This window comes from Serratia sp. DD3 (assembly GCF_000496755.2).
Genome location: NZ_AYKS02000108.1, coordinates 68,931 through 93,112 on the forward strand (window position 1 = coordinate 68,931; position 24,182 = coordinate 93,112).

Below are 24,182 nucleotides of genomic sequence, written 5' to 3' on the forward strand. Positions count from 1 at the left end.
CACAACCCGTGTCTATTGGGTTTCAGCCCTGCGGTGCTTCCACAAAGATTGTCATATTGTCGCCACCAAGTAGCAAATGAATTGGCACTAACTGAATTGGCACTAACCAAGGAATTAACGAAGAGAGGTATTGGTCTTGAACGCTGGGGCAATGCTGCCCCAGAGCAAGAAAGCGTGGATGCTGACTTCGCGTCCCCAGGTGATGTAGTACGTATAATATAATACAGAACTGGCATCGAATCAGGACGAAAACATCCATAAGTATCCGGGATTGATGAACACTTCATCACAGTTGGATACAAGGCGGTGCCTCACTCAACGTGTCGCCCGATGCTTGATAAAGCCACTTGCGCAGCAATTATCGGTTTGGTTGGACGATAGGCACCATTACTTTGGCATCATTCGGCGGCTTATGAGGCGCTGTTCCGCTAATACGGGGCCGGTCATAAAAAATTGAATGAGCAACTGGGCATTATAATGCACGACTTGTGCCAAGTTTGAATAATCATTTTTAATTGACTGATTATAATGAATAAATTATTTAACCTGGCTTTGTAAGAGAGTGCCCCACCCACAAAAGATGAGTAAGTTTTCTTCTTACCGTCGCTAAATCCCGACAGCTTAATACCAGTAAAATAACCATCATTAAAATCAATGTGTTACATGTCGCTTTTTAGAGACAGTCAATATAGCGGTTGTCTCTAAAAACCGACAGCTGCCTGCTAAAAATAAAAGGGCACCATCAAATGTGCCCTTAGACCAACAAAATCAACCCGTTATTCGCACCAGTAGGCCATCGGCAACCTAACCCAACTGTTTACGGGCATTGCGGAACATCCGCATCCAGGGGCTATCTTCACCCCACTCATCTGGGTGCCAGGAGTGACTGACCGTACGGAACACCCGCTCAGGATGCGGCATCATCACCGTGGCCCGGCCACTGCTGCTCGTCACGGCAGTGATGCCATTCGGTGAACCGTTCGGATTAGCCGGATAAGCTTCGGTGACCTGGCCATAGTTATCGACAAAACGTAATGCCACCAAACCATGCTGCTCCAGTGCCGCCAAATGCTCCGCATCTCGCACCTCAACATGCCCCTCGCCATGAGAAACAGCAATTGGCATGCGCGAACCCACCATCCCCTGCATAAACAGTGATGGGCTGTCTGCCACTTCCACCAAGCTGAAACGAGCTTCAAAACGGTCTGACAAATTGCGTACAAAACGCGGCCAATGTTCCGCACCCGGGATTAACTCCCGCAGGTTGGACATCATCTGACAACCGTTGCAAACCCCCAGAGCCAAAGTCTGAGGACGATGGAAAAACTCGGCAAACTCATCGCGCACACGGTCATTAAACAGAATTGATTTAGCCCAGCCCTCTCCTGCTCCCAACACATCGCCATAGGAGAAGCCGCCACAAGCCACCAATGCCTGGAACGTTTGTAAATCACGACGGCCTGACAGCAAATCACTCATATGCACATCAACGGCATCGAAACCGGCACGGTGGAAGGCTGCCGCCATCTCGACATGGGAGTTAACCCCCTGCTCACGCAATACCGCCACTTTCGGGCGCAGGCCCTTGGCGATATAAGGTGCAGCGATATCTTCATCAGGTGTGAATGTCAGTTTGACGTTGAGGCCCGGATCGCCATCATCTTGCTTAGCCTGATGTTCCTGGTCAGCGCAGTGCGGATTATCTCGCAAACGTTGCATCTGCCATGTGGTTTCAGCCCACCAGGTACGCAGGGTACTGCGTTTTTCGCTATATACCGGTTTGCCTGCACAGGTAATGACAAAATCGTCGCCACTCAATACCTGACCGAGGTAATGCACATTATCGGCCAGGCCATGCTGTGCAAACACCTGTTGCACTGCAGCCAACTGTGTTGCTGGTACCTGGAGCACCGCCCCCAGTTCTTCATTGAACAGTGCAGCCAGCGTATCCTCACCTAATGGCTGTATATCCACATTCATACCGCAATGGCCTGCAAACGCCATTTCTGCCAACGTGACCAACAGGCCGCCATCAGAACGGTCGTGATAAGCCAGCAGCGCACGCTCCGCCACCAACTGCTGCATCGCGTTGAAGAAACCGGCCAATTGCTTGGCATCACGAACATCCGCAGGTTTATCACCCAACTGGCGATAAACCTGAGCCAGAGCGGTTGCCCCCAGCGCATTGTGGCCGTTGCCCAGGTCAACCAGCAATAAAGCGCTATCGCCTTTATCGGTACGCAGTTGAGGTGTCACGGTATGGCGCACATCTTCAACGCGGGCAAATGCGGTGATCACCAACGACAGCGGTGATGTCATTTCACGCTGTTCATTATCCTGCTGCCAGCGGGTTTTCATCGACATGGAGTCTTTCCCCACCGGGATAGTGATCCCCAACGCCGGGCACAGCTCTTCACCCACTGCTTTTACCGCATCATAAAGACCGGCATCTTCTCCTGGGTGACCCGCCGCAGCCATCCAGTTAGCAGAAAGTTTCACTCGCTTGAGTGAGCCAATCTCAGTCGCCGCCAGATTGGTCAGTGCCTCCCCGACTGCCAAACGGCCGGAAGCGGCAAAATCCAATAGCGCCACAGGTGCACGCTCACCAATGGACATCGCCTCACCGTAATAACTGTCCAGACTGGCGCTAGTGACCGCACAATCAGCCACTGGGATTTGCCATGGCCCCACCATTTGGTCCCGGGCAACCATCCCGGTCACGCTACGGTCACCAATGGTGATTAAAAAGGTTTTCTCTGCCACCGCAGGCAAATGCAGTACGCGCTTTACCGCATCAGCCAGGGTGATCCCAGCACGCTGCAATGTTTCACCCGTTGCCTGCAAACGTGTCACATCACGGGTCATTTTAGGTGTTTTACCCAGCAACACGTCCAGCGGCATATCGATCGGCTGATTGTTGAAGTGGCTGTCATGGAGTGTTAAATGGCGTTCTTCGGTGGCTTCGCCAATGACGGCATAAGGTGCGCGCTCACGGCGGCAAATTTGGTCAAACTGTGCCATCTGCGCTGGCGCGATGGCCAATACATAACGCTCTTGGGATTCGTTACACCACACTTCCAGTGGGCTCATACCCGGTTCGTCATTGAGAATATCGCGCAGCTCAAAACGCCCACCCCGGCCACCATCGCTGACCAGTTCCGGCATCGCATTTGACAGACCACCCGCCCCGACATCATGAATAAACAGGATAGGGTTACTGGCCCCCAACTGCCAGCAGCGGTCAATCACTTCCTGGCAACGGCGTTCCATTTCCGGGTTATCACGCTGTACTGAGGCAAAATCCAGGTCGGCATCCGATTGCCCCGACGCCATCGAGGAAGCGGCACCACCACCCAAACCGATATTCATTGCCGGGCCACCCAGTACCACCAGCTTGGCACCTACGCTGATCTCGCCTTTTTGCACATGATCAGCACGGATATTACCCAAACCGCCAGCCAGCATAATCGGCTTGTGGTAACCACGGAGTTCAACACCATTATGGCTGTTAACACGCTCTTCATAAGTACGGAAGTAACCCACCAATGCCGGGCGGCCAAATTCATTATTAAATGCCGCCCCGCCCAATGGGCCTTCGGTCATAATATCCAGTGCCGTGACGATCCGCTCTGGCTTACCAAAATCCTGCTCCCAGGGTTGTTCAAACCCAGGGATACGCAAGTTGGATACAGAAAAACCCACTAAACCTGCTTTCGGTTTTGCTCCGCGCCCTGTGGCACCTTCGTCACGGATCTCTCCGCCAGAACCGGTAGCTGCTCCCGGCCAAGGGGAAATGGCGGTTGGGTGGTTATGGGTCTCAACTTTCATCAAGATATGCGCGGCTTCCTGATGATAGTCATACTGGTCACTACCCGCTGCCGCAAAGAAACGCCCTACCTGTGACCCTTCCATTACCGCCGCATTGTCTTTATAAGCGGACAAAACATAATCCGGCGTCTGCTCGAAGGTATTTTTGATCATTTTGAACAAGGACTTCGGCTGCGGTTTGCCATCAATCACCCAGTCGGCATTAAAAATTTTATGACGACAATGTTCAGAGTTGGCCTGGGCAAACATGTACAACTCAATATCGCTAGGATTACGCCCCAACTGGGTAAAGGCATTCAGCAAATAATCAATTTCATCCGGTGCCAATGCCAAACCCAGTTTGATATTGGCCTGGTCCAACGCACTACGGCCTTGCCCCAATAGGTCAATCACCTGATAGGGAGCCGGTTGGTGGTGAGAGAACAGTTTTTCTGCCTGCTGGAGTTCAGTGAATACCGTTTCCATCATGCGGTCATGCAGCAAGCTGGTGAGTATTTGCTTCTGAGTCTCATTCAGTGCTGGGGCTATAACATAAAATGCCAAGCCACGCTCCAGACGAACCACCTTTGTCAAACCACAGTTATGGGCAATGTCAGTGGCTTTAGATGACCATGGAGAAATCGTACCCGGACGCGGCGTCACCAGTAGCAGTTGCCCCTCAGGGGTGTGTTCTGCAAGTGAAGGACCATACTTGAGCAACCGCTGCAGTTTGGCGTGGTCCTCAGCACTTAATGGCGCACTCACATCAGCAAAGTGGACATATTCGGCATAGATATCACTGATCGGAAGTTGAGCTTCCTGGCAGCGTGACAGCAATTTGGTAACACGAAAAGCCGACAAAGCGGGCGAACCACGCAGTATTTCCATAATCAAAGTTCTCTCGTCTTCGAAGCAACTGGATCCAGCACTTCATTGGGCGCAACAGGGGAAAACGCGCGTCATTATAGAGAATCCACGCCGACAACGAAACCGTTTGCGTAGCTATTATTGACAAAAGATATACTCACCATTGAATTGTCATAATCCGTCAATAAAGTTGCACACTGGCCTTTTCTTACGCAAAATGATCCGGTACTGGTCATTTAACCATGATAATTGCAGCGTCACACAATCAATGGCAAGCAGACGCTTAAATGAGATAATTGTTTGAAAATACTAAAAATAAACTACATTTCAATCAGTATTGTCGCCCTATTGCTGGCGTTGGCTCTATGGCCAAATATTCGCTGGCCTGGGGAGTTCGGTAGCCAACTTGACGCCATCAAGTCACGCGGTGAACTGCGGGTCAGTACCTTAAGTTCACCATTGAGCTATGTCACCACGCCTGAAGGGCCGAAAGGCCTTGATTATGAGTTGGCAAAAAGTTTTGCCAACTATCTCGGGGTAAAACTGGTGATGATCCCGCATAAAAATATCAACGAATTGTTTGAGGACCTGCATAGCGGTCGTGCTGACCTGTTGGCCGCTGGTCTGATCTATCATCCTGACCGCCTCAGCCGCACCAGCGCTGGTCCCGCTTATTATTCCGTTTCACAACAAGTGGTTTACCGGTTGGGCGCACCACGGCCCAAAATGTTTGCGGATATGACCGGCAAGCTGGTGGTTGCTTCTGGTTCAGCCCATGACAGCACACTAAAGCAACTCAGGCAGAAGCAATATCCTAATCTCAGTTGGGAAACCTCTGGCAACCTCTCGGCTAAAGAACTGCTGGAACAGGTGGCTGAGGGGAAGTTGGACTACACCATCAGTGACTCGGTGACCGTTGCGCTGCTGCAGCGTATCCACCCGCAACTGGCGGTAGCCTTTGATGTGACAGAAGAAAAACCGGTAACCTGGTACTTGAAGCGCAGCGGTGACCAAAGCTTGTATGCCGCGCTGCTGGATTTCTCTAGCCAACGAATAGAAGACGGCACCTTAGCTCGCCTGGCAGAAAAATATCTCGGTCATGTGGGTAGCTTCGACTACGTCGATACCCGAACTTTCCTCTCGGCTATCGATTCAGTATTACCGACCTTCCAGTCATTGTTTGAAAAACATGCCAATGACATTGATTGGAAGTTGTTGGCTGCTGTCGCCTATCAAGAATCTCATTGGGACCCACTGGCGACCTCTCGCACCGGTGTACGTGGGCTGATGATGCTAACCAGAGCAACCGCCGAAGGATTAGGCGTCAACGACAGGCTCGACCCGGAAGAGAGCATTCAAGGTGGGGCGCTTTATCTACAAAACCTGATGGCAAAAGTACCAGAGACGGTACCGGAAGATGAGCGTATCTGGTTCGCGTTGGCCGCCTACAATATGGGCTGGGGCCATATGCTGGATGCGCGCAAACTGACAAAAAGCCAGCGAGGTAACCCCGATAGCTGGGTTGATGTGAAACAGCGCCTGCCCATGTTGAGCCAAAAGCGCTACTACCCGTCACTCACCTACGGTTACGCCCGAGGCTATGAAGCCTATAGCTATGTGGAGAATATTCGCCGCTATCAAGTCAGCCTGGTAGGTTATCTGCAGGAAAAAGAAAAAAAGATAGCACAGCGGAGCGAATTGACCCGCGGATATCCCGCGGTAGAGACCCGGCTAGCGATCAAGCACTAACTATCCCCGCCTTTAGCCGCTTGCTGTGCCAGTTTCAGGGCTTTTTTCTGCTCACGACGCAAACGAAAGAAGTTACTGAGCATGGTGGTACACTCTGGTGCCAACACCCCTGGCACGATTTCCACCTGATGGTTCATCCCTGGGTGGCGTAGAATATCCACCAGTGAACCTGCTGCCCCGGTTTTTTCGTCATTTGCGCCATACACCAGGCGGCGGATACGGCTATGCACCATCGCCCCTGCACACATTACACAGGGCTCTAAGGTGATATAGAGTGTGGTATTCAATAATCGGTAGTTTTGTAACGTCACGCCCCCTTGCCTTAATGCCATAATCTCAGCATGCGCGGTAGGGTCGTGGCGACCAATAGGCTGATTCCAACCTTCCCCAATCACCTGATTGTCGAGCACCAGCAGCGCCCCCACAGGCACTTCCCCCTCAGCTTGAGCACGCAAGGCCAAGCTTAACGCCTGACGCATCCAATACTCATCGCTATACCCGTTCATTAATTTTAACCCTCATGCACTATGACAGTCAGCATTATATACCCGCCATCATTCAAGCTGCCAAATCTGCTTCTACCACCCGAGGATATGGCTATTATTTCAACGGCAACAGTTCACCTTGCTTATTGATTCGCCAACGATGTTGGCAAAAAGAGAGCAGTGGATCATCTTGTTTACTGTCGCTATAGCCACTAAACAGTTGAAGTGGTGCCCCTAAACGTTGTTCCAACTGCACCACCTTCTGCCTGCCCAAACAGCGTACCGGTAATACCCAGCCACCGTAACGACGCGCCATCTGGCTACCCACCAGACAAACCTGCGGTAAGAATTCAGCGTCGTGATAAACCTGTGTAACCAACTGTTCTGGTGAGCCCGTAATCAACCAAACCTGGGTATCAGGTGCCTCAAGATAGTGACGCAAGCGCATTTGCACCGCCGGAAAGGCAGTCACTGTATGACGAAAATCAGTGACAAACTGCGACTCAACTTCTTTCAGGCTGGCTTCTGAACGACCAAAAGTCATCGACCAGAGCAATAAACTCATTGGCCATCGTCGTGCCCGCCCCCCCATCAGCAACCCCAAGGCAACAATGGGTAATAACGGTATCACCAGCAATAGATTCAATGGCATACGTTTCAGCAAAAAACGCAAAAAACTGCCAAACATATCCTCTCGATGTAAAGTGCCATCCAGATCAAAAAAAACGATACGCCGAACTGTATTAGCTGGCTGGCTAGGTTTGCTGCTCAAATGCGACTCCTCAAGGGCGCTAATTTTAATCACTACAGTGAATATATACCCAAGATTGATTCCGACTTTAGACTGTAGTTTAAATGCTGTAGTTTAAATGATGTAGTTTAAATGCTGCGGAAATATTTATCTGCTATCGAGCCAAGCCTACTCACCAGCGCTCACATCACTTGGGTTATCTAAATCCACCAAACCAAACCGCTTATTGGTTGAGAGACCGCCACGAGCCAGCGTATAATCGCGCTCCACGAATTATCCGCTACATAATGAGAGAATTGCCATGGCCTTGCTAATTACGCACAAATGTATCAATTGCGATATGTGCGAACCAGAGTGCCCGAATCAGGCAATTTCAATGGGGGATAATATTTACCAGATCGACCCTGACCGCTGTACCGAGTGTGTCGGGCATTACGACACCCCGACCTGTCAGCAAGTCTGCCCAATCGATAACACTATCATTATCGACCCGCTGCACGTTGAAAACCAGGAACAACTGTGGGAAAAGTTTGTGGTACTACATCACTCGGACCAACTGTAAAAGGTAACAAAGCGCCTTAGCGCCATTATTACCCTTCAACATTACCCTTCAACAATGACCGTCGCACAAGCGTAGTGATGCTCGTCCGCCAGTGAAACATGAATCGACTTCACGCCCATTTGCTGCGCCAATTCAGTGGCGCGGCCATGTAGGCGAATACTCGGTTTACCGAGCGGGTCGTTAAATACTTCAAACTGCTCAAACGCCAGACCATGACGAATACCGGTGCCAAACGCCTTGGCCGCCGCCTCTTTCACCGCAAAACGCTTAGCCAGAAAACGTACCGGTTGCTGATGCTGTTGGTATAGTTGCCACTCCGCAGGGCTTAATATGCGGCGAGCCAAACGGTCACCGCTACGTTCGACCACCGCTTCGATACGGACTATCTCAACGATGTCGATTCCCAAGCCAAGTATCGCCATCAGCGACGAGCTTCACGCATCAGCAGTTTCATCTCTGCCACCGCAGCCGGTAACCCGCTCATCACTGCCTGACCAATGATCGAGTGCCCGATATTCAGTTCATGCATCTCGGGTAGGGCAGCGATTGGCTGTACGTTATGATAGGTCAAGCCATGACCGGCATTCACTTTCAGCCCTTTGCTGGCCGCGTAGGTCGCCGCTTTAGCGATACGCTGTAACTCAGCCTGAACCGCTAACTCCCCTTCTGCTTCCGCATAGTGACCGGTATGAATTTCAATATAAGGTGCGCCTACAGCTACCGCGGCATCAATCTGGCGATGATCGGCATCAATAAACAGGGAAACCAGTATCCCGGCCCGGGATAAACGTTCTATCGCAATGGTCAATTTGTCTTGTTGCCCGGCGACATCTAACCCACCTTCGGTAGTCACCTCTTGGCGTTTTTCCGGCACCAGGCAGCAGAAATGGGGTTTCAATTCAATCGCAATATCAAGCATTTCATCGGTGACCGCCATTTCCAGATTCATGCGCGTTTGAATGGTCTGACGCAAAATACGCACGTCACGATCGGTGATATGACGGCGATCTTCCCGTAGATGAACGGTAATACCATCGGCACCCGCCTGCTCGGCAATAAATGCCGCTTGAACCGGATCTGGATAGTTGGTTCCACGTGCATTACGTAAGGTGGCGATATGATCGATATTAACACCCAGCAGCAAATCAGCCATGACAACCCTCTAAATAATGATGTTCAGTAGCAGCAGTTTACACGTGGGTGCCAAGCGGAAAAAGCAGAAAGCGATAAATATGTCCGTCGCCATTCACACTATAAGTAAAGATATCGTTACTGAATCAGCAGCTAAACATCATCAATTGGCATCGTGGTTTTTTTGTGCCCCCACTGACGGAATAGCTCACGACTTTTTAGCGGTTTACTGCCGAGATAGGGTTTTAGGGCGATGCGGGTAAAGCGTTTGGCTGCGCGTAAGGTTTGCGGATCAGGAAATTGACGCTCGGCCAGTGACCGCAGTTCACGGCCGGTAAAACTGTAATGGTCCACTACCAGGCTGGCAATAAACCCTTTCTCTTCACGATAACGATAGGTCATACGGTCATCAATGGGTTCGCCACTACCAGCACAGTGCAGAAAATCCAATCCGTAGCCAAGATGAGCCAGCAATGCCAATTCAAACTGGCGCAAAGCCTGTTCTGGCGAGCTCTCTTCTGCTGCCAGGGCTTGCAGACACTGTAAATAGTCAAGGAATAGAACTGAATAGTTACCTTCATGCTCCAGCACACGAGACAATAGCTCATTCACATACAAGCCGCTGTAAAGCATCATGCCGCTAAGGGGTAAGGCAAGGGAGATAGATTCGGCGTTGCGTAGCGTCTTGACTTCGCCACGCCCACTCCAGCGTACCAGTAAGGGAGTAAAGGGCTGCAAGCAACCCTTTAAATGAGAACGGCGACTGCGCGCACCTTTTGCCAGTAAGCGCACCCGCCCATGGTCTTGCGTAAACAAGTCCAGCATCAGGCTGGTTTCACTGTACGGCCGCCCATGCAAGACGAAAGCGCGCTCCCAGCCTTCCATTGAGGATTACTTCAGATCGTCGACATAACCCAGGCTACGCAGCGCACGTTCGTCGTCCGCCCAGCCGGATTTTACTTTAACCCACAGTTCCAGATGCACTTTGGCTTCAAACATCTGTTCCATATCTTGGCGAGCTTCAATGCCAATAGTTTTGATCTTGGCACCTTTATTGCCGATGACCATCTTCTTCTGGCCTTCACGTTCAACCAGGATCAGGCCATGAATATTGAAGCCACCACGCTCATTGGCAACAAACTGTTCAATTTCTACCGTGACTGAATAGGGCAGCTCTTCACCCAGAAAACGCATCAGCTTTTCACGGATAATTTCAGAAGCCATAAAACGTTGTGAACGATCAGTAATATAGTCTTCCGGGAAATGGTGTTCCGCTTCTGGCAATATTTTACGCACAATAGCGGCGATAGCATCCAGATTGGTTCCTTTTTCCGCAGAAATCGGCACCACATCGAGGAAATTCATCTGTTGGCTGATAAATGAAATATGTGGCAACAATATGGATTTGTCATTAACGTTATCCACTTTGTTAATCGCCAATAGCACCGGGCACTTGAGGCTGCGCAGTTTATTGAGCACCATCTCGTCATCTGGCGTCCAGTGCGTGCCTTCTACCACAAAGATCACCAACTCCACATCACCAATCGAACTACTGGCCGCGCGGTTCATCAAACGGTTAATGGCGCGTTTTTCTTCAATATGCAACCCAGGTGTATCCACATAGATAGCCTGATATGGCCCTTCAGTATGGATGCCCATAATGCGGTGACGTGTTGTCTGTGGTTTCCGTGAGGTAATAGAAACTTTTTGCCCCAACAGTTGATTAAGCAGTGTGGACTTACCTACGTTAGGACGCCCGACAATGGCAATAAAACCACAGTATTGTTTTTCTTCGCTCATTCAAGCTCCAGCTTTTTCAGCGCTTGTTCCGCTGCGGCCTGTTCGGCTTTACGGCGACTTGAGCCATTGCCCACCATCGGCTCGCTCAAACCACTCACCTGACAGTGGATGGTAAATTCCTGATCGTGCGCTTCACCGCGAACCTGCACCACCAAATAAGAAGGTAACGGCAAATGACGACCCTGTAAAAACTCCTGTAAACGGGTTTTAGGATCTTTTTGCTTATCACCGGGGCTGATCTCGTCCAAGCGGCTACGATACCACTCCAAAATCAGTCGTTCGACAGTTTGAATATTACTATCCAGGAACACACCACCGATTAACGCTTCCACCGTATCTGCAAGAATCGATTCGCGGCGGAAACCTCCACTTTTCAGTTCACCCGGCCCCAGGCGCAAACATTCGCCCAGATCAAATTCGCGGGCCATCTCTGCAAGGGTATTGCCCCGTACCAATGTGGCACGCATACGGCTCATGTCACCCTCATCGACACGAGGGAAACGGTGATAAAGCTCATTGGCGATGACAAAACTGAGAATGGAGTCACCGAGGAACTCAAGCCGTTCATTGTGTTTACTACTGGCGCTACGGTGAGTTAACGCTTGTAGTAAGAGCTCCTGTTGTTGAAAAGTATAGCCCAGCTTTCGCTGCAATCTATTTATTACGATGGGGTTCATGGGTTACCAATAGATCCAGAATACGTCAAAAAACCTACCGCATACGGAACAGTCCTGTTTTGCCAAAAACCAATCCAAAGCTGTTTCGTTTGCCGTGGCCCCCGAAGGGAAGCCAACTGTTTATCAATCGGGAGTTATTCTACAACGAGAGTGAATATAATGCTGCGATTATATATCTCTGCTGTAGTTTAAATGCGTTTTTTAGCGGCTTTTGGCCTTATTCTGTCGCCATTAGCCGATAATTTGAATTAACAGCAGTAAACTGCAGCCAATGCGGCTGCAGTTTCAAGGATGAAGAAGGTATTAATGAATACCACCGATCCGGCTCAATCTGACGCCTGTCGGCCACTCACCTTCCTGTTTTTCAAAACTCATCCAGATACCGGTAGCTTTACCCACCAGGTTCCTCTCTGGGACAAAACCCCAATAACGGCTATCAGCACTGTTATCACGGTTATCACCCATCATAAAGTAATGACCAGCAGGAACGACCCACTCTGCTAATTGTTGACCGGGTTGCCTCTTATAGGCACCTAATTGATCCTGTGCCCCTGGCACGTTCAAAATGCGGTGAGTTACCGTGCCCAGCGTTTCGTCACGTTCCCCTAAACGAATACCACCCAGTGGGGCATTTTCATTCAGCGGGATCTGGAAGAAACCACTACTGCTTTCCCCTGTACCACCACGGCTAAACATCTGCACAAAGTCACTTGGCCGCATGTCACTATAGGTCACCGCCAATGCCTCATCGCATGGCTGCCCATTGCTACAGGTAGGCCATATTGTCACCTGCTTATTCAGCGGATCATAGGTGACACGATCACCCGGCAAGCCAATAACACGTTTGATATAATCCAGGCGCGTATCCAGTGGGTATTTAAATACGGCTATATCACCACGTTTAGGCTGGCCGGTTTTAATCAAAGTGGTTTGGGTAATCGGGTCTTTAATGCCATAAGCAAACTTTTCCACCAGAATGAAATCACCAATCAACAGTGTTGGCATCATTGAACCTGAAGGGATCTGGAACGGCTCGTAAATAAACGAACGCACCACAAATACCAACAGTAACACCGGGAAAACAGAAGAACCGGTCTCAACCCAACCTGGCTGCTTACCGACTTTCGCCAGCGTTTCTTGATCGATGGTACCTGCAGTTTGTGCATTAACTGCCGCGATCTTCGCCCGACGTGCTGGCGCCCACCTAAAGCGCTCAAAGCACCAAATGATCCCGGTCACCAGCGTTGCAATTGCCAGGATCAGGGCAAACATATTCGCCATGCAAACTCCCTAGTTAGCTGAGCTCTCGCTCTTACTTATCTTTACCAACATGCAGAATAGCCAAAAACGCTTCTTGCGGTAACTCAACATTACCGACCTGCTTCATGCGTTTCTTACCATCTTTCTGCTTTTGTAACAGCTTTTTCTTACGGCTGACGTCGCCGCCATAGCACTTCGCCAGAACGTTTTTACGTAGTTGCTTCACGGTGGAGCGTGCAATGATATGGGTGCCGATCGCAGCCTGGATCGCAATGTCAAATTGCTGGCGTGGGATCAATTCCTTCATTTTCTCCACCAGCTCACGGCCACGATACTGTGAATTATCACGGTGAGTGATGAGTGCCAGGGCATCGACACGTTCGTTGTTGATCAACACATCCACACGCACCATGTCGGACGTTTGGAAACGCTTAAAGTTATAATCAAGCGAGGCATAACCACGGGAAGTCGATTTCAGACGGTCAAAGAAATCAAGCACCACTTCGGCCATCGGGATTTCATAAGTCAACGCCACCTGGTTACCGTGGTAAACCATGTTGGTTTGGATGCCACGCTTTTCAATACAAAGCGTAATCACGTTCCCCAGATATTCCTGCGGCATCAGCATATGACACTCAGCAATCGGCTCACGCAACTCATTGACGTTATTCAGTGGTGGCAGCTTGGCAGGGCTATCGACATAAATAGTCTCCTGACTGGTGGTAACAACCTCATACACCACCGTAGGCGCTGTGGTGATCAGTTCCAGATCGTATTCACGTTCCAGACGCTCCTGAATGATCTCCATATGCAACAGGCCAAGGAAGCCACAACGGAAACCAAAACCAAGTGCAGTAGAACTTTCTGGCTCATAGAACAAGGACGCATCGTTCAGGCTCAGTTTGCCCAACGCATCACGGAAAGCCTCATAGTCGTCGGAACTGATGGGGAACAACCCAGCATACACCTGCGGTTTCACTTTTTTGAAACCTGGCAACATTTTATCTGCTGGCTGACGGGCCAACGTCAAGGTATCCCCTACTGGAGCACCCAAAATATCTTTAATGGCACAGACTAACCAACCCACTTCGCCGCAGTTCAACACCTCGCGGTCAACACGCTTTGGTGTGAAAATACCCAGACGGTCAGCGTTATAGGTTTGGCCGGTGCTCATTACCTTGATTTTGTCACCTTTACGCAAAGTACCGTTCTTCACACGGATCAGGGAAACAACACCAAGGTAGTTATCGAACCATGAATCAATAATCAACGCCTGCAGCGGTGCATCTGCATCACCTTTCGGTGGCGGAATATCACGCACCAGGCGTTCAAGCACATCAGGCACACCCACGCCGGTTTTTGCCGAGCAACGGACAGCATCTGTGGCATCAATGCCGACAATATCTTCAATTTCCTGCGCCGCACGATCAGGATCAGCCGCTGGCAGGTCAATCTTGTTCAACACCGGGACCACTTCCAGGTCCATATCCAACGCCGTATAGCAGTTGGCCAAGGTCTGAGCTTCTACGCCCTGCCCAGCATCCACCACCAACAGAGCGCCTTCACAGGCAGCCAGCGAACGGGAAACCTCATAGGAAAAGTCAACGTGCCCAGGGGTATCAATAAAGTTAAGTTGATAAACCTGACCATCAGCCGCTTTATAATCGAGCGTTACACTCTGAGCTTTGATGGTAATGCCCCGCTCACGCTCCAGATCCATTGAATCCAGCACCTGTGCAGCCATTTCACGTTCAGTCAAACCACCACAGATTTGAATAATACGGTCAGACAGCGTCGACTTACCGTGGTCAATATGGGCAATGATGGAAAAATTTCTTATCTGTTTCATTTAATTCGTTTTTTCTCAGATTAAGCGCTTACGTTTTTAATCGGTAGGTACAGTGATGGACACAAAACCAAAACTACCCACATAGCATGGCCCGCATCTTACACTGTCTATGCGTTTGACGAAAGCAGGCAGGCACCACCTTAGGTAGTGCTTGATATCGATAAATACCACTAACGGTGGTGTAAAGAGCAAACATCACTTAAATACTCAAATGAACCTGGATAGGGAACACTAGTTACTGACACAGGGTATCGGAGGCAAACCGATTTGCAGGATAACCGGCTGATAGCCAGTTTGTTGATTAAGCTGTTTAGCCAAGAAACGCGAAACCCCAAAAGCGGCACAGCCACCTAAAATAGCCCCCAATACCGCAGCAAGATTACTCTCAAACCACCATTGCAATAAGCCACCACCCAACATCAGCCCCAACAAAGGTGTCATGTAAACCAACATGGCTGAACGCAATAGGCTACCTTCGGCAATACCAATTTCAACACGTTGGCCAGGATGGAGTGGTTGTGATACCGACAACTGTAAATAGTGTTGGTTTTCCGGCAGCAACTCGTTGAGCGCGCGAGCACCACAACCAGAACGAGCGCTACAACTGCCACAACCTGCTTTTGGCTCACAACGCAACAGCGCTACACCCTGTTGCCATGAGACAACCGTCGCCCACTCTTTCATCATGATTTAGCCCCCTTGAATGCAATGCTTTCTGCAATCCGTTTGGCGGTTGTTGGGGGTAATTCGCCAACCACCGTAATCTCATAACCATCGCGAATTTCGGTCTGGATGGTACGACGCCCCTGGCGGTAAAACTGCTGGCTGGTATCGCTGCCAGAAGGCGTAATATTGACCGAGAAACTGAACAGACCATCACTATAAAGACGTGACTCCACCTGATCAGTCATATTCGGTAACTTGCGGCGATTACTCGCCACTTCTTTGACGCCCGCAGGCAACCAGCCGGTAGTCCAATTAAAGGTGAGTTTTTTCGCTGCGGGTAACGACAGCAAAGGAGGCAGGTTAGCGTCGAGTAAACCTTGCATCACACTCATCACCTGTTCACCCACCACGACAGAAATAACCCGGTACTGCTCCAGCATTTCACCATCACGATCCAACAAGTCCACTCGCAACGGCAACCTGTTTTCAGTATCGATCCAGATGACATAGCTAAAACGCGAACCATCTCGCGCTACAATACGGAAAACATCACAGGGGCGATCAGAAATACGTGTATGACCAACAGAGATAAAATCGTAGTATTTCTGCAAAGTGCTAAAATCAGCAAAAACGATGGCTGGCAATGCATCGACGATATGCTCACCAGAGAGTGTGAAAGGTTCCAGGCCAGGCTCAAAATAGCTGATCCCGCCGCCACGTTGTAATACTTCCCGGCGGGGACCATCCATATGCAGCAGTTGCCCTAAGGGCTGTTTATCAACCACCGCATGGCGGTAGCGTAACGACTCTATCCCTTGATTACTGACGCTGATATAGGCGAGTTCATAATTAAGTGAACGGCTGGCACTGCTCATCTGTTGCAATATCGCCCCGGCGTCAGGAGGCTGCGCCGAGGCGATATTCGCATTGAGCAGGCTGCCCGTCAAAAGACAGACGGATAACCAATATTGCTTCATTACTGCTGTTGCATTCCTAAAGACTGAGTACCAGGAACCTGAATGCCGGCCTGTTGTGGGCTACGCTGCCCAGCCTGCATTTGATCAGAGTGCAAACGGCGTTGCAGTTCGTAATCCTGCAACATGGCATTGATACGCTTACGCTGTTCTTGTACCTGCTGCCGCTGGCCACTACCGGTAGAGAAATTGTCTGCAGGCACCCCCAGACTCACTGGCGAAACCTGCCCCATGATCGGTAACGTGTTAAACGCAGGTGACTCAAAGCCACCAGGTTGTTCAGTGGGTTGATTGTAATGCTGAACACCGACAATCACCGCCAAAGAAACACAAGCCGCCACACCGACTTGCGTCAGTTGGCTAGCCCAAGGGCGCACCTTGTGCCAGAACGGCAACTTTTCCCAAGTGTGGGACTGTGGCTGAGACTCAAGAACTGCCGAAGGAACCAGACGTACAGGTTCTTTTTCCAGCGCAGCGGCAACGCGATCTGCAATATCGAGATACACGACTTGCCCCATATCACCCCGTAATGTGTCACGTATTAGGTGATAGCTCTGCCAGCTTTGTTGAAGAGCTCTATCTTTGCCCAATGAATTTAATAGTTCATTGTCGAGCATTTCACCGTCCATCAGAGAGGAAAGCTTTTCTTTCTGCATGCCTAGGTACCCTTTCCTGTGTCCGCTATCGCTAACGTTGGATCAGCGGTTGAACTTTATTGTCAATAGCCTCCCGGGCACGAAAAATACGCGAACGTACAGTTCCAACCGGGCAATCCATAATATCAGCTATCTCTTCATAGCTTAGACCATCCAACTCCCGCAGAGTAATTGCCATGCGCAGATCCTCTGGGAGTGACTCAATAGTACGGAAAACGATCTGTTTCAGTTCTTCTGACAACATTAAGTTCTCAGGGTTCGAAATTTCTTTCAGTGCACCGGCACTTTCGTAATTTTCGGCATCATTGGCATCTACATCATTCGATGGTGGACGCCGCCCCTGAGCAACCAGATAATTCTTTGCCGTATTGACAGCGATTCGATAAAGCCAGGTGTAAAAAGCACTATCACCACGGAATGATTCCAATGCACGATAGGCTTTAATAAACGACTCCTGCACCACATCCGGCACATCGGCCTGTGGCACATAGCGTGAAACCAGGCTCGCCACTTTATGCTGGTAACGAACCACCAGTAAATTGAACGATTTCTGATCACCTTTCTGGACCCGCTCAACCAGAACCTGATCCGTTAACTGCTCACTCATCCGAGGTAAATTCTCCTCAAATCCGTTTCCACGGGTAAAATTGTACCGCCAGCCATAACATTAGTTTTCCTGAGCAAGCGCTTGGTTTGAGTTCATATAGAACATAAAGTTCCATATCGCCACTGTTTTTTCTATAAATGTCGTCTTATCCGTGCATTTGCCCGGAAGAGTAGGCTAACATGAATTTCACTCTTCTTCTGCACACATCATACGTTATGCAACCATCATCTGAACATGTTAGCGATGTCTTGATCATTGGCAGCGGTGCTGCTGGCCTGTCACTGGCGCTACGTCTGGCAGATCATTGCAAGATTACGGTCCTTTGCAAGGGCCTGCTTAATGAAGGTGCCACCTTTTATGCCCAAGGTGGGATCGCCGCCGTCTTTGATGAAACAGACAGCATCGCCTCACACGTTAATGACACACTGATCGCCGGGGCAGGCTTGTGTGATAAAGAGGCCGTCGAGTTTATTGCCGGAAATGCACGCCACTGTGTGCAATGGCTGATCGACCAAGGTGTCTTGTTCGATACTGAAACCGACCGACATGGCGAAGAACGCTATCACCTGACACGTGAGGGCGGACATAGCCACCGCCGTATTCTGCATGCCGCTGATGCAACAGGTAAAGAAGTAGAAACTACCCTGATAGGGAAAGCAAGCACACACCCGAATATTTGCGTGATGGAACGCCAAAATGCCGTAGACCTGATTACTTCTGACAAAATTGGGCTACCGGGTACCAAGCGCGTCGTCGGTGCTTACGTTTGGAACCGTGAATTGGAACAGGTGGAAACCCACCGAGCCAAAACGGTGGTGCTGGCGACGGGAGGAGCCGCCAAAGTTTACCAATATACCACCAACCCGGATATCTCCTCCGGCGATGGGATCGCCATGGCTTGGCGTGCTGGCTGCCGGGTCGCCAATCTGGAGTTTAACCAGTTCCATCCAACCTGTCTGTTTCACCCACAAGCCCGAAACTTCTTGCTGACCGAGGCATTGCGTGGCGAAGGCGCCCACTTAAAACGCCCAGATGGTAGCCGCTTTATGCCAGACTTTGACTCACGTGGCGAGTTAGCCCCACGTGACATTGTTGCCCGAGCGATTGACCATGAGATGAAACGCCTGGGTGCCGACTGCATGTACTTGGACATTAGCCATAAACCTGCGGAATTCATCACTCAGCACTTCCCGATGATCTATGAAAAGCTCTTGACGCTAGGCATTGATCTCACTCAACAACCGATCCCTATCGTCCCTGCGGCTCATTACACCTGTGGTGGCGTGATGGTGGACCAATATGGCCGAACCGATTTAGACGGACTCTATGCGATTGGTGAAGTCAGCTACACCGGCCTGCATGGCGCCAACCGAATGGCATCCAACTCACTCCTCGAATGCCTGGTTTATGGCTGGTCCGCCGCCGAAGATCTGCTGATGCGCCTGCCCACCATCAAACTGGCCAAGCAACTGCCGCAGTGGGATGAAAGCCGTGTGGATGACTCCGATGAGCGCGTGGTGATCCAGCATAACTGGCACGAATTACGGCTGTTTATGTGGGACTATGTGGGTATTGTGCGCACCACAAAACGCCTGGAGCGCGCGCTGCGACGTATCAATACCCTACAACAGGAGATTGACGAATATTATGCCAATTTCCGTATCTCCAACAATCTGCTGGAGTTGCGTAACCTGGTGCTGGTTGCCGAACTGATGGTACGCAGCGCAATGGAACGCAAGGAGAGCCGTGGGTTGCATTACACATTGGACTATCCGGACCTGTTGCCTGATCCGCAGACGACTATTCTGCAACCTTAAGGGATTCTCTCCCCCGATTCAGTAATTCAGATAAAAATCGGTAATTAACTGGCGGAAATCAGCCGTATAGCTGCCATCCGCCAACTTTATCGCCAACGCCCTCTCTTCTGTTACTGCCGCCTGGCGGGTTAAGGCAACGATAATCCGGTGCTTGGCGGTATCAGCCCGATCGCTAATGTTCAACCGGCGTGCGGTATACCAACCGCGCTGATGGGCGTTCAGTTCAAAAGCGATGCCAATGTCATAAGGTAATATCACGCAGAAATGACCGCTCGCCGTGATGAGCCGTTCAGCACAATCGAGCAAAGCATCATGGGTCAGTGTTTCGGTATAGCGGGCATTGGCACGGGCAAGATCACGGCAAGCTACGGCGGGCTCAAAATAGGGGGGATTACTGACTATCAGATCATAATAATCAGCCCGCTGCTGGGCGAAATGATGAATATCTTGGCTATGTACTTCAATTTTTTGCCGCCAGGGGGAAGCCTGAACATTGTCGTTGGCCTGAGTTGCCGCCTCATTATCCAGTTCCACCGCATCAATGGTGACGTCAGCAGGCGTTCGTTGTGCCAGCATCAGTGCAATTAGCCCACTGCCACAACCGATGTCCAGTATCCGCTGTTTATGCGCCACCGCGACCCAGGCCCCCAGCAGCACCGCATCCGTTCCCACTTTCATGGCACAACGATCATGCGCAACAAAAAACTGCTTAAAGGTAAAACCACCGCGACGCGGGGATAATTTAGCTTTAGATTGATTACTCACCATGGCCACCCACCAACAAAACTGGCGTAGCATAAGGTAATCTGAGTCAGGGTAAAAGAGATGCTTTTTTTAAAAAGGGTGAACCCGGCAACTATCCCGTCTATAATCGGCGCCCCAAGTAGAGGTAGACCATGACAGCAACCCAATTTTCCGAACTCGAACTCGATGAGCGCCTGATTAGCGCGCTCCGTGATAAAGGCTATAGTCGTCCTACCGCCATTCAGGCCGAAGCGATCCCCCCAGCGATGGACGGCCGCGATGTATTAGGCTCGGCGCCGACTGGCACGGGCAAAACAGCCGCATTCCTGTTACCCGTTTTGCAGCATCTGCTGGATTTCCCGCGTAAAAAATCTGGCCCGCCGCGCGTACTGATCCTCACCCCCACCCGTGAACTGGCCATGCAGGTGGCCGACCAGGCACGTGAGTTAGCTGCCCATACCTCACTGGATATTGCCACCATCACCGGTGGTGTCGCCTATATGAACCATGCCGAGGTATTCAGTGAAAACCAGGACCTGGTCGTGGCGACCACGGGCCGTTTACTGCAATACATCAAAGAAGAAAACTTTGATTGCCGGGCCGTAGAGACGCTGATCCTTGATGAAGCGGACCGCATGCTTGATATGGGTTTTGCCCAGGATATTGAGACTATTTCTGCTGAAACACGCTGGCGCACTCAGACGCTGCTGTTTTCCGCTACGCTGGAAGGCGAGGCTATTCGTGAATTTGCCGAGCGTATTCTGAAAGAGCCGGTAGAAGTAGAAGCTGATCCGTCCCGCCGTGAGCGTAAAAAAATTCTGCAATGGTATTACCGGGCTGACGATATCAAGCATAAAACCGCCCTGCTGATTCACCTGTTGCAACAACCTGACGTGCAAAAGTCAGTGATTTTTGTGCGCAAACGTGAGCGCGTGCATGAACTGGCAGCCTGGTTACGTGAAGCCGGTATCAATACCTGTTATCTCGAAGGTGAAATGGTCCAGGCCAAGCGCAATGAAGCGGTAAAGCGCATGATGGATGGCCGGGTCAATGTTCTGATCGCCACCGATATCGCCGCACGCGGGTTGGATATTCTGGATATCACCCATGTGTTCAACTTTGATATGCCACTCACTGCCGATATCTATCTACACCGCATCGGCCGTACTGGTCGTGCCGGGCGCAAAGGCACTGCGATTTCACTGGTTGAAGCCCATGACCATCTACTGTTAGGGAAAGTAGGCCGTTATCTCAATGAACCGCTGAAAGCCCGCATCATTGATGAACTGCGCCCCACCAGTAGAGTACCCAGTGAAAAAAATAGCGGTAAGCCGTCCAAAAAGGTGTTGGCTAAACGTGCAGAAAGCAAGTTGAAGACTCAGGAAAAGGCTAAAGTGAAGGTACGCCATCGTGATGCCAAAAACGTGGGTAAGCGCCGCCAGCCAGCGGCGAAACCGGGCACCGAGTAACTCCCCTATTCCCTTCACTCACTGACAGATGCGCAAAAAAATGAACCCCATAAAATGGGGTTCATTAATATCACTTAGCGGGTCGCAACACCCCTATCACTCAAACTGAGATTACAGACTTTCAGTAAAAGTACGAGCAATAACGTCACGTTGTTGTTCTGGAGTCAGTGAGTTGAAACGCACTGCATAGCCAGAAACACGGATGGTCAACTGTGGGTATTTCTCAGGATGCTTGACGGCATCTTCCAGCGTTTCGCGACGTAATACGTTCACATTCAGATGCTGGCCACCTTCAACGCGTACCGTTGGTTGCATTTCCATTGGTACTTCACGATATTCGATCTGGCCCAATTCGCTCACAGGAACGACCTGATCTTCTACATAGTCTGCTTTGGCACATACGCAACGCGCTTGTGCATTCTCTTCATCCAGCAACCAGAAAGAGTTAACCAATGCCTGATTGTTAGCTTTAGTGATTTGAATACCAGTAATCATTTTGTTGCCTCCGTAGTGGGGAGAAAAATTCTACTTCGCCGAAAAATCTGAATTCCGGCTATTTGGTAAAACCAATGTTGTCTTGTTGTTCTATATACCAGCCTGACGAGGGACTTACCTTGATTTAAATCAATTTTTGTCAGGCGCCAAAATGACAGTGAGCGGCAAATTTATGTTTTATATCAATTTTACTCTTTTTTGCTTTTAAAATTATTTTTGTAAAATATCAAAAAAATTTGCATCACTCCTCATCTGGCAATCAAATCATCAACCTGCCAACTCACCAAAAAACTCCCCTCCTCAGCAAGTTGAATCACGCCACGCAGAAAAGCCAGTTTCAGCCAATGAAAGTTAACGGTAAGCTATAGGCTATAATTCGTTAACGAAAACAAAGGAGAGTGTAGATGTCTACCCCCCTCACTTGGCATGACGTGATTGGCAAAGAGAAAGAGCTGCCCTATTTTCTTGAAACACTCGACTTTGTGGCCAACGAGCGCCAATCTGGTAAGACCATTTATCCGCCACAGAAAGATGTGTTTAATGCTTTCCGTTTTACTGAGTTAGCAGATGTCAAAGTGGTGATCCTCGGCCAGGACCCTTACCACGGCCCCAATCAAGCGCACGGCTTGTCATTTTCTGTGCAGCCAGGCATTCCGGCACCGCCTTCATTAGTCAATATGTATAAGGAACTGATGACGGATATTCCCGGCTTCGAACGCCCCACACATGGTTGCCTGCAAAGCTGGGCAGAACAAGGCGTGTTGTTACTCAATACCGTATTAACGGTAGAAGCAGGACGTGCCCATTCTCATGCCAATTTAGGATGGGAAACTTTTACTGACCGGGTAATTGCTGCTTTAAATGAAAACCGCGAAGGGGTGGTATTTCTACTGTGGGGAGCACATGCGCAAAAGAAAGGGAATATTATTGACCGCCAACGCCATCATGTGTTGAAAGCGCCCCATCCTTCGCCGCTTTCTGCTCACCGCGGCTTTTTGGGTTGCCACCACTTCTCGCAGACCAACCAGTTGCTGCAACAGCAAGGCTTGACGCCCATTGACTGGGTACCGGTTCTGCCGCAGGTATAATCGTAAACTCGAAAAAAATGGCACTAGCAACTGACTCAAGGCACCTTAAGGTGCCTTAAGGTGCCTTGATTTACTAAACCAGATCAAGACTTGGCTTTGGAAACCGCCACCATCGCCGGGCGCAGCAGACGGCCATTCAGCGTATAACCTTTCTGCATTACCATCATCACGTGATTCGGTTGGTGGTCCGCAGACTCCAGCAGGGTCATTGCCTGATGGACATCCGGGTTGAATGGCACATTGATGTCACCCACCACTTCGATGCCGTACTTGCGTACCGCATCCAACATGGATTTGAGTGTCAACTCAATCCCTTCGATCATCGGCACCAGCTCGGCATTATTTTTATCTGCCAGTTCCAATGCACGCTCCAGGCTGTCGATCACTGGCAACAAGTCACCAGAAAACTTCTCCAGGGCGAATTTGTGCGCCTTCTCGACATCGAGTTCACTACGACGGCGGATATTTTCCATCTCAGCCTTGGCACGTAGCAGACTTTCACGCTCATGTTGATGGGCTTCGGCCAATTGGGTTTCCAATTCAGCAATACGTTCAGCGCGTAGATCAACACCTTCCATCATATCCAGCATGGTTTCATCGTGTTGTGCTTGCTGTTCCATTTCGTCCGAAACTTGCTCGTTTGGCGTTTTCTGTTCTTTACTACTCATGAATATCTCCGCGTTTTAGCATTAATCCCGCAACTTCGTTTATTATGGGGATCAAAAATG

22 protein-coding genes are annotated in these 24,182 nt (G+C 50.2%); 5 read left to right on the forward strand and 17 right to left on the reverse strand.

Annotated features, from left to right (window positions below):
- Positions 1-804: 804 nt before the first annotated feature.
- Entirely contained in the window at positions 805-4,698 is a 3,894-nt protein-coding gene (gene purL, locus IO95_RS20440; protein ID WP_200874197.1) for a phosphoribosylformylglycinamidine synthase, read from the reverse strand.
- 276 nt (positions 4,699-4,974) lie between these two features.
- On the opposite strand from purL, the gene mltF reads away from it, so the two are divergent.
- A complete protein-coding gene (gene mltF / locus IO95_RS20445; RefSeq protein WP_023489139.1) occupies positions 4,975-6,423 on the forward strand; it encodes a membrane-bound lytic murein transglycosylase MltF in 1,449 nt (482 codons plus the stop codon).
- On the opposite strand, the gene tadA is transcribed toward mltF, so the two are convergent.
- The gene (gene tadA, locus IO95_RS20450; protein ID WP_023489138.1) at positions 6,420-6,929 is read right to left on the reverse strand and encodes a tRNA adenosine(34) deaminase TadA; all 510 of its coding nucleotides are present in this window, start codon (positions 6,927-6,929) and stop codon (positions 6,420-6,422) included. The two genes, mltF and tadA, sit on opposite strands and share 4 nt — an antisense overlap.
- Before the next feature lie 94 nt (positions 6,930-7,023).
- Entirely contained in the window at positions 7,024-7,680 is a 657-nt protein-coding gene (yfhb, locus tag IO95_RS20455) for a phosphatidylglycerophosphatase C (protein WP_023489137.1), read from the reverse strand.
- Between the two features lie 280 nt (positions 7,681-7,960).
- Between yfhb and IO95_RS20460 the strand changes: the two genes are divergently transcribed.
- Positions 7,961-8,221 (forward strand): YfhL family 4Fe-4S dicluster ferredoxin, encoded by a 261-nt coding sequence (locus IO95_RS20460; RefSeq protein WP_023489136.1) that lies wholly within the window; start codon positions 7,961-7,963, stop codon positions 8,219-8,221.
- Between the two features lie 41 nt (positions 8,222-8,262).
- Here IO95_RS20460 and acpS read toward each other — a convergent pair whose 3' ends face one another.
- The 11 genes from acpS to rpoE all read right to left on the reverse strand — a co-directional run bounded on the left by acpS (position 8,263) and on the right by rpoE (position 17,841).
- Positions 8,263-8,643, reverse strand: a complete 381-nt coding sequence (acpS, locus tag IO95_RS20465; protein ID WP_023489135.1) for a holo-ACP synthase — start codon at positions 8,641-8,643, stop codon at positions 8,263-8,265.
- Complete coding sequence (gene pdxJ / locus IO95_RS20470; RefSeq protein WP_023489134.1) at positions 8,643-9,374, reverse strand: pyridoxine 5'-phosphate synthase; 732 nt, start codon at positions 9,372-9,374, stop codon at positions 8,643-8,645. Before pdxJ ends, acpS begins: the two co-directional genes overlap by 1 nt.
- 131 nt (positions 9,375-9,505) lie before the next feature.
- Complete coding sequence (recO, locus tag IO95_RS20475; RefSeq protein WP_023489133.1) at positions 9,506-10,237, reverse strand: DNA repair protein RecO; 732 nt, start codon at positions 10,235-10,237, stop codon at positions 9,506-9,508.
- Positions 10,238-10,243: 6 nt separating this feature from the next.
- On the reverse strand, positions 10,244-11,152 hold the full coding sequence (era, locus tag IO95_RS20480) for a GTPase Era (protein WP_023489132.1): 909 nt from the start codon (positions 11,150-11,152) through the stop codon (positions 10,244-10,246).
- Positions 11,149-11,829 carry a ribonuclease III gene (gene rnc / locus IO95_RS20485; RefSeq protein WP_023489131.1) on the reverse strand — a complete coding sequence of 227 codons (681 nt, stop codon included), beginning with the start codon at positions 11,827-11,829 and terminating at the stop codon, positions 11,149-11,151. The genes era and rnc overlap by 4 nt, the downstream gene beginning before the upstream one ends.
- Positions 11,830-12,132: 303 nt before the next feature.
- The gene (lepB, locus tag IO95_RS20490; protein ID WP_023489130.1) at positions 12,133-13,110 is read right to left on the reverse strand and encodes a signal peptidase I; all 978 of its coding nucleotides are present in this window, start codon (positions 13,108-13,110) and stop codon (positions 12,133-12,135) included.
- A 31-nt stretch (positions 13,111-13,141) separates the two neighbouring features.
- A complete protein-coding gene (gene lepA / locus IO95_RS20495; RefSeq protein WP_023489129.1) occupies positions 13,142-14,938 on the reverse strand; it encodes a translation elongation factor 4 in 1,797 nt (598 codons plus the stop codon).
- A 231-nt stretch (positions 14,939-15,169) separates the two neighbouring features.
- Positions 15,170-15,625, reverse strand: a complete 456-nt coding sequence (rseC, locus tag IO95_RS20500; protein WP_037386958.1) for a SoxR-reducing system protein RseC — start codon at positions 15,623-15,625, stop codon at positions 15,170-15,172.
- Positions 15,622-16,581, reverse strand: a complete 960-nt coding sequence (gene rseB / locus IO95_RS20505; RefSeq protein WP_023489127.1) for a sigma-E factor regulatory protein RseB — start codon at positions 16,579-16,581, stop codon at positions 15,622-15,624. The genes rseC and rseB overlap by 4 nt, the downstream gene beginning before the upstream one ends.
- The gene (rseA, locus tag IO95_RS20510) at positions 16,581-17,234 is read right to left on the reverse strand and encodes an anti-sigma-E factor RseA (RefSeq protein WP_023489126.1); all 654 of its coding nucleotides are present in this window, start codon (positions 17,232-17,234) and stop codon (positions 16,581-16,583) included. The genes rseB and rseA overlap by 1 nt, the downstream gene beginning before the upstream one ends.
- Before the next feature lie 31 nt (positions 17,235-17,265).
- Positions 17,266-17,841, reverse strand: coding sequence for an RNA polymerase sigma factor RpoE (rpoE, locus tag IO95_RS20515; RefSeq protein ID WP_023489125.1), 576 nt, complete (start codon positions 17,839-17,841; stop codon positions 17,266-17,268).
- 215 nt (positions 17,842-18,056) lie between these two features.
- On the opposite strand from rpoE, the gene nadB reads away from it, so the two are divergent.
- On the forward strand, positions 18,057-19,658 hold the full coding sequence (gene nadB / locus IO95_RS20520) for an L-aspartate oxidase (protein WP_200874196.1): 1,602 nt from the start codon (positions 18,057-18,059) through the stop codon (positions 19,656-19,658).
- An 18-nt stretch (positions 19,659-19,676) separates the two neighbouring features.
- Here nadB and IO95_RS20525 read toward each other — a convergent pair whose 3' ends face one another.
- Complete coding sequence (locus IO95_RS20525; RefSeq protein ID WP_369794393.1) at positions 19,677-20,423, reverse strand: tRNA1(Val) (adenine(37)-N6)-methyltransferase; 747 nt, start codon at positions 20,421-20,423, stop codon at positions 19,677-19,679.
- A gap of 131 nt (positions 20,424-20,554) precedes the next feature.
- On the opposite strand from IO95_RS20525, the gene srmB reads away from it, so the two are divergent.
- Positions 20,555-21,871 carry an ATP-dependent RNA helicase SrmB gene (srmB, locus tag IO95_RS20530; RefSeq protein WP_023489122.1) on the forward strand — a complete coding sequence of 439 codons (1,317 nt, stop codon included), beginning with the start codon at positions 20,555-20,557 and terminating at the stop codon, positions 21,869-21,871.
- Positions 21,872-21,982: 111 nt separating this feature from the next.
- Here the strand turns inward: srmB and grcA are convergent, their stop codons facing one another.
- Positions 21,983-22,366, reverse strand: a complete 384-nt coding sequence (gene grcA / locus IO95_RS20535; protein WP_023489121.1) for an autonomous glycyl radical cofactor GrcA — start codon at positions 22,364-22,366, stop codon at positions 21,983-21,985.
- Positions 22,367-22,770: 404 nt separating this feature from the next.
- Here grcA and ung point away from each other — a divergent pair, with 404 nt between their 5' ends.
- On the forward strand, positions 22,771-23,454 hold the full coding sequence (ung, locus tag IO95_RS20540) for a uracil-DNA glycosylase (RefSeq protein ID WP_023489120.1): 684 nt from the start codon (positions 22,771-22,773) through the stop codon (positions 23,452-23,454).
- Positions 23,455-23,537: 83 nt separating this feature from the next.
- On the opposite strand, the gene grpE is transcribed toward ung, so the two are convergent.
- Complete coding sequence (gene grpE / locus IO95_RS20545) at positions 23,538-24,122, reverse strand: nucleotide exchange factor GrpE (RefSeq protein WP_023489119.1); 585 nt, start codon at positions 24,120-24,122, stop codon at positions 23,538-23,540.
- Positions 24,123-24,182 lie beyond the last annotated feature (60 nt).

Bases quoted from the DNA above. Each gene is read 5' to 3' on its own strand.
- tadA (WP_023489138.1), bottom strand. From the start codon at position 6,929: ATGAACGGGTATAGCGATGAGTATTGGATGCGTCAGGCGTTAAGCTTG.
- IO95_RS20460 (WP_023489136.1), top strand. From the start codon at position 7,961: ATGGCCTTGCTAATTACGCACAAATGTATCAATTGCGATATGTGCGAA.
- acpS (WP_023489135.1), bottom strand. From the start codon at position 8,643: ATGGCGATACTTGGCTTGGGAATCGACATCGTTGAGATAGTCCGTATC.
- pdxJ (WP_023489134.1), bottom strand. From the start codon at position 9,374: ATGGCTGATTTGCTGCTGGGTGTTAATATCGATCATATCGCCACCTTA.
- recO (WP_023489133.1), bottom strand. From the start codon at position 10,237: ATGGAAGGCTGGGAGCGCGCTTTCGTCTTGCATGGGCGGCCGTACAGT.
- era (WP_023489132.1), bottom strand. From the start codon at position 11,152: ATGAGCGAAGAAAAACAATACTGTGGTTTTATTGCCATTGTCGGGCGT.
- rnc (WP_023489131.1), bottom strand. From the start codon at position 11,829: ATGAACCCCATCGTAATAAATAGATTGCAGCGAAAGCTGGGCTATACT.
- lepB (WP_023489130.1), bottom strand. From the start codon at position 13,110: ATGGCGAATATGTTTGCCCTGATCCTGGCAATTGCAACGCTGGTGACC.
- lepA (WP_023489129.1), bottom strand. From the start codon at position 14,938: ATGAAACAGATAAGAAATTTTTCCATCATTGCCCATATTGACCACGGT.
- rseC (WP_037386958.1), bottom strand. From the start codon at position 15,625: ATGATGAAAGAGTGGGCGACGGTTGTCTCATGGCAACAGGGTGTAGCG.
- rseB (WP_023489127.1), bottom strand. From the start codon at position 16,581: ATGAAGCAATATTGGTTATCCGTCTGTCTTTTGACGGGCAGCCTGCTC.
- rseA (WP_023489126.1), bottom strand. From the start codon at position 17,234: ATGCAGAAAGAAAAGCTTTCCTCTCTGATGGACGGTGAAATGCTCGAC.
- rpoE (WP_023489125.1), bottom strand. From the start codon at position 17,841: ATGAGTGAGCAGTTAACGGATCAGGTTCTGGTTGAGCGGGTCCAGAAA.
- nadB (WP_200874196.1), top strand. From the start codon at position 18,057: ATGCAACCATCATCTGAACATGTTAGCGATGTCTTGATCATTGGCAGC.
- srmB (WP_023489122.1), top strand. From the start codon at position 20,555: ATGACAGCAACCCAATTTTCCGAACTCGAACTCGATGAGCGCCTGATT.
- grcA (WP_023489121.1), bottom strand. From the start codon at position 22,366: ATGATTACTGGTATTCAAATCACTAAAGCTAACAATCAGGCATTGGTT.
- ung (WP_023489120.1), top strand. From the start codon at position 22,771: ATGTCTACCCCCCTCACTTGGCATGACGTGATTGGCAAAGAGAAAGAG.
- grpE (WP_023489119.1), bottom strand. From the start codon at position 24,122: ATGAGTAGTAAAGAACAGAAAACGCCAAACGAGCAAGTTTCGGACGAA.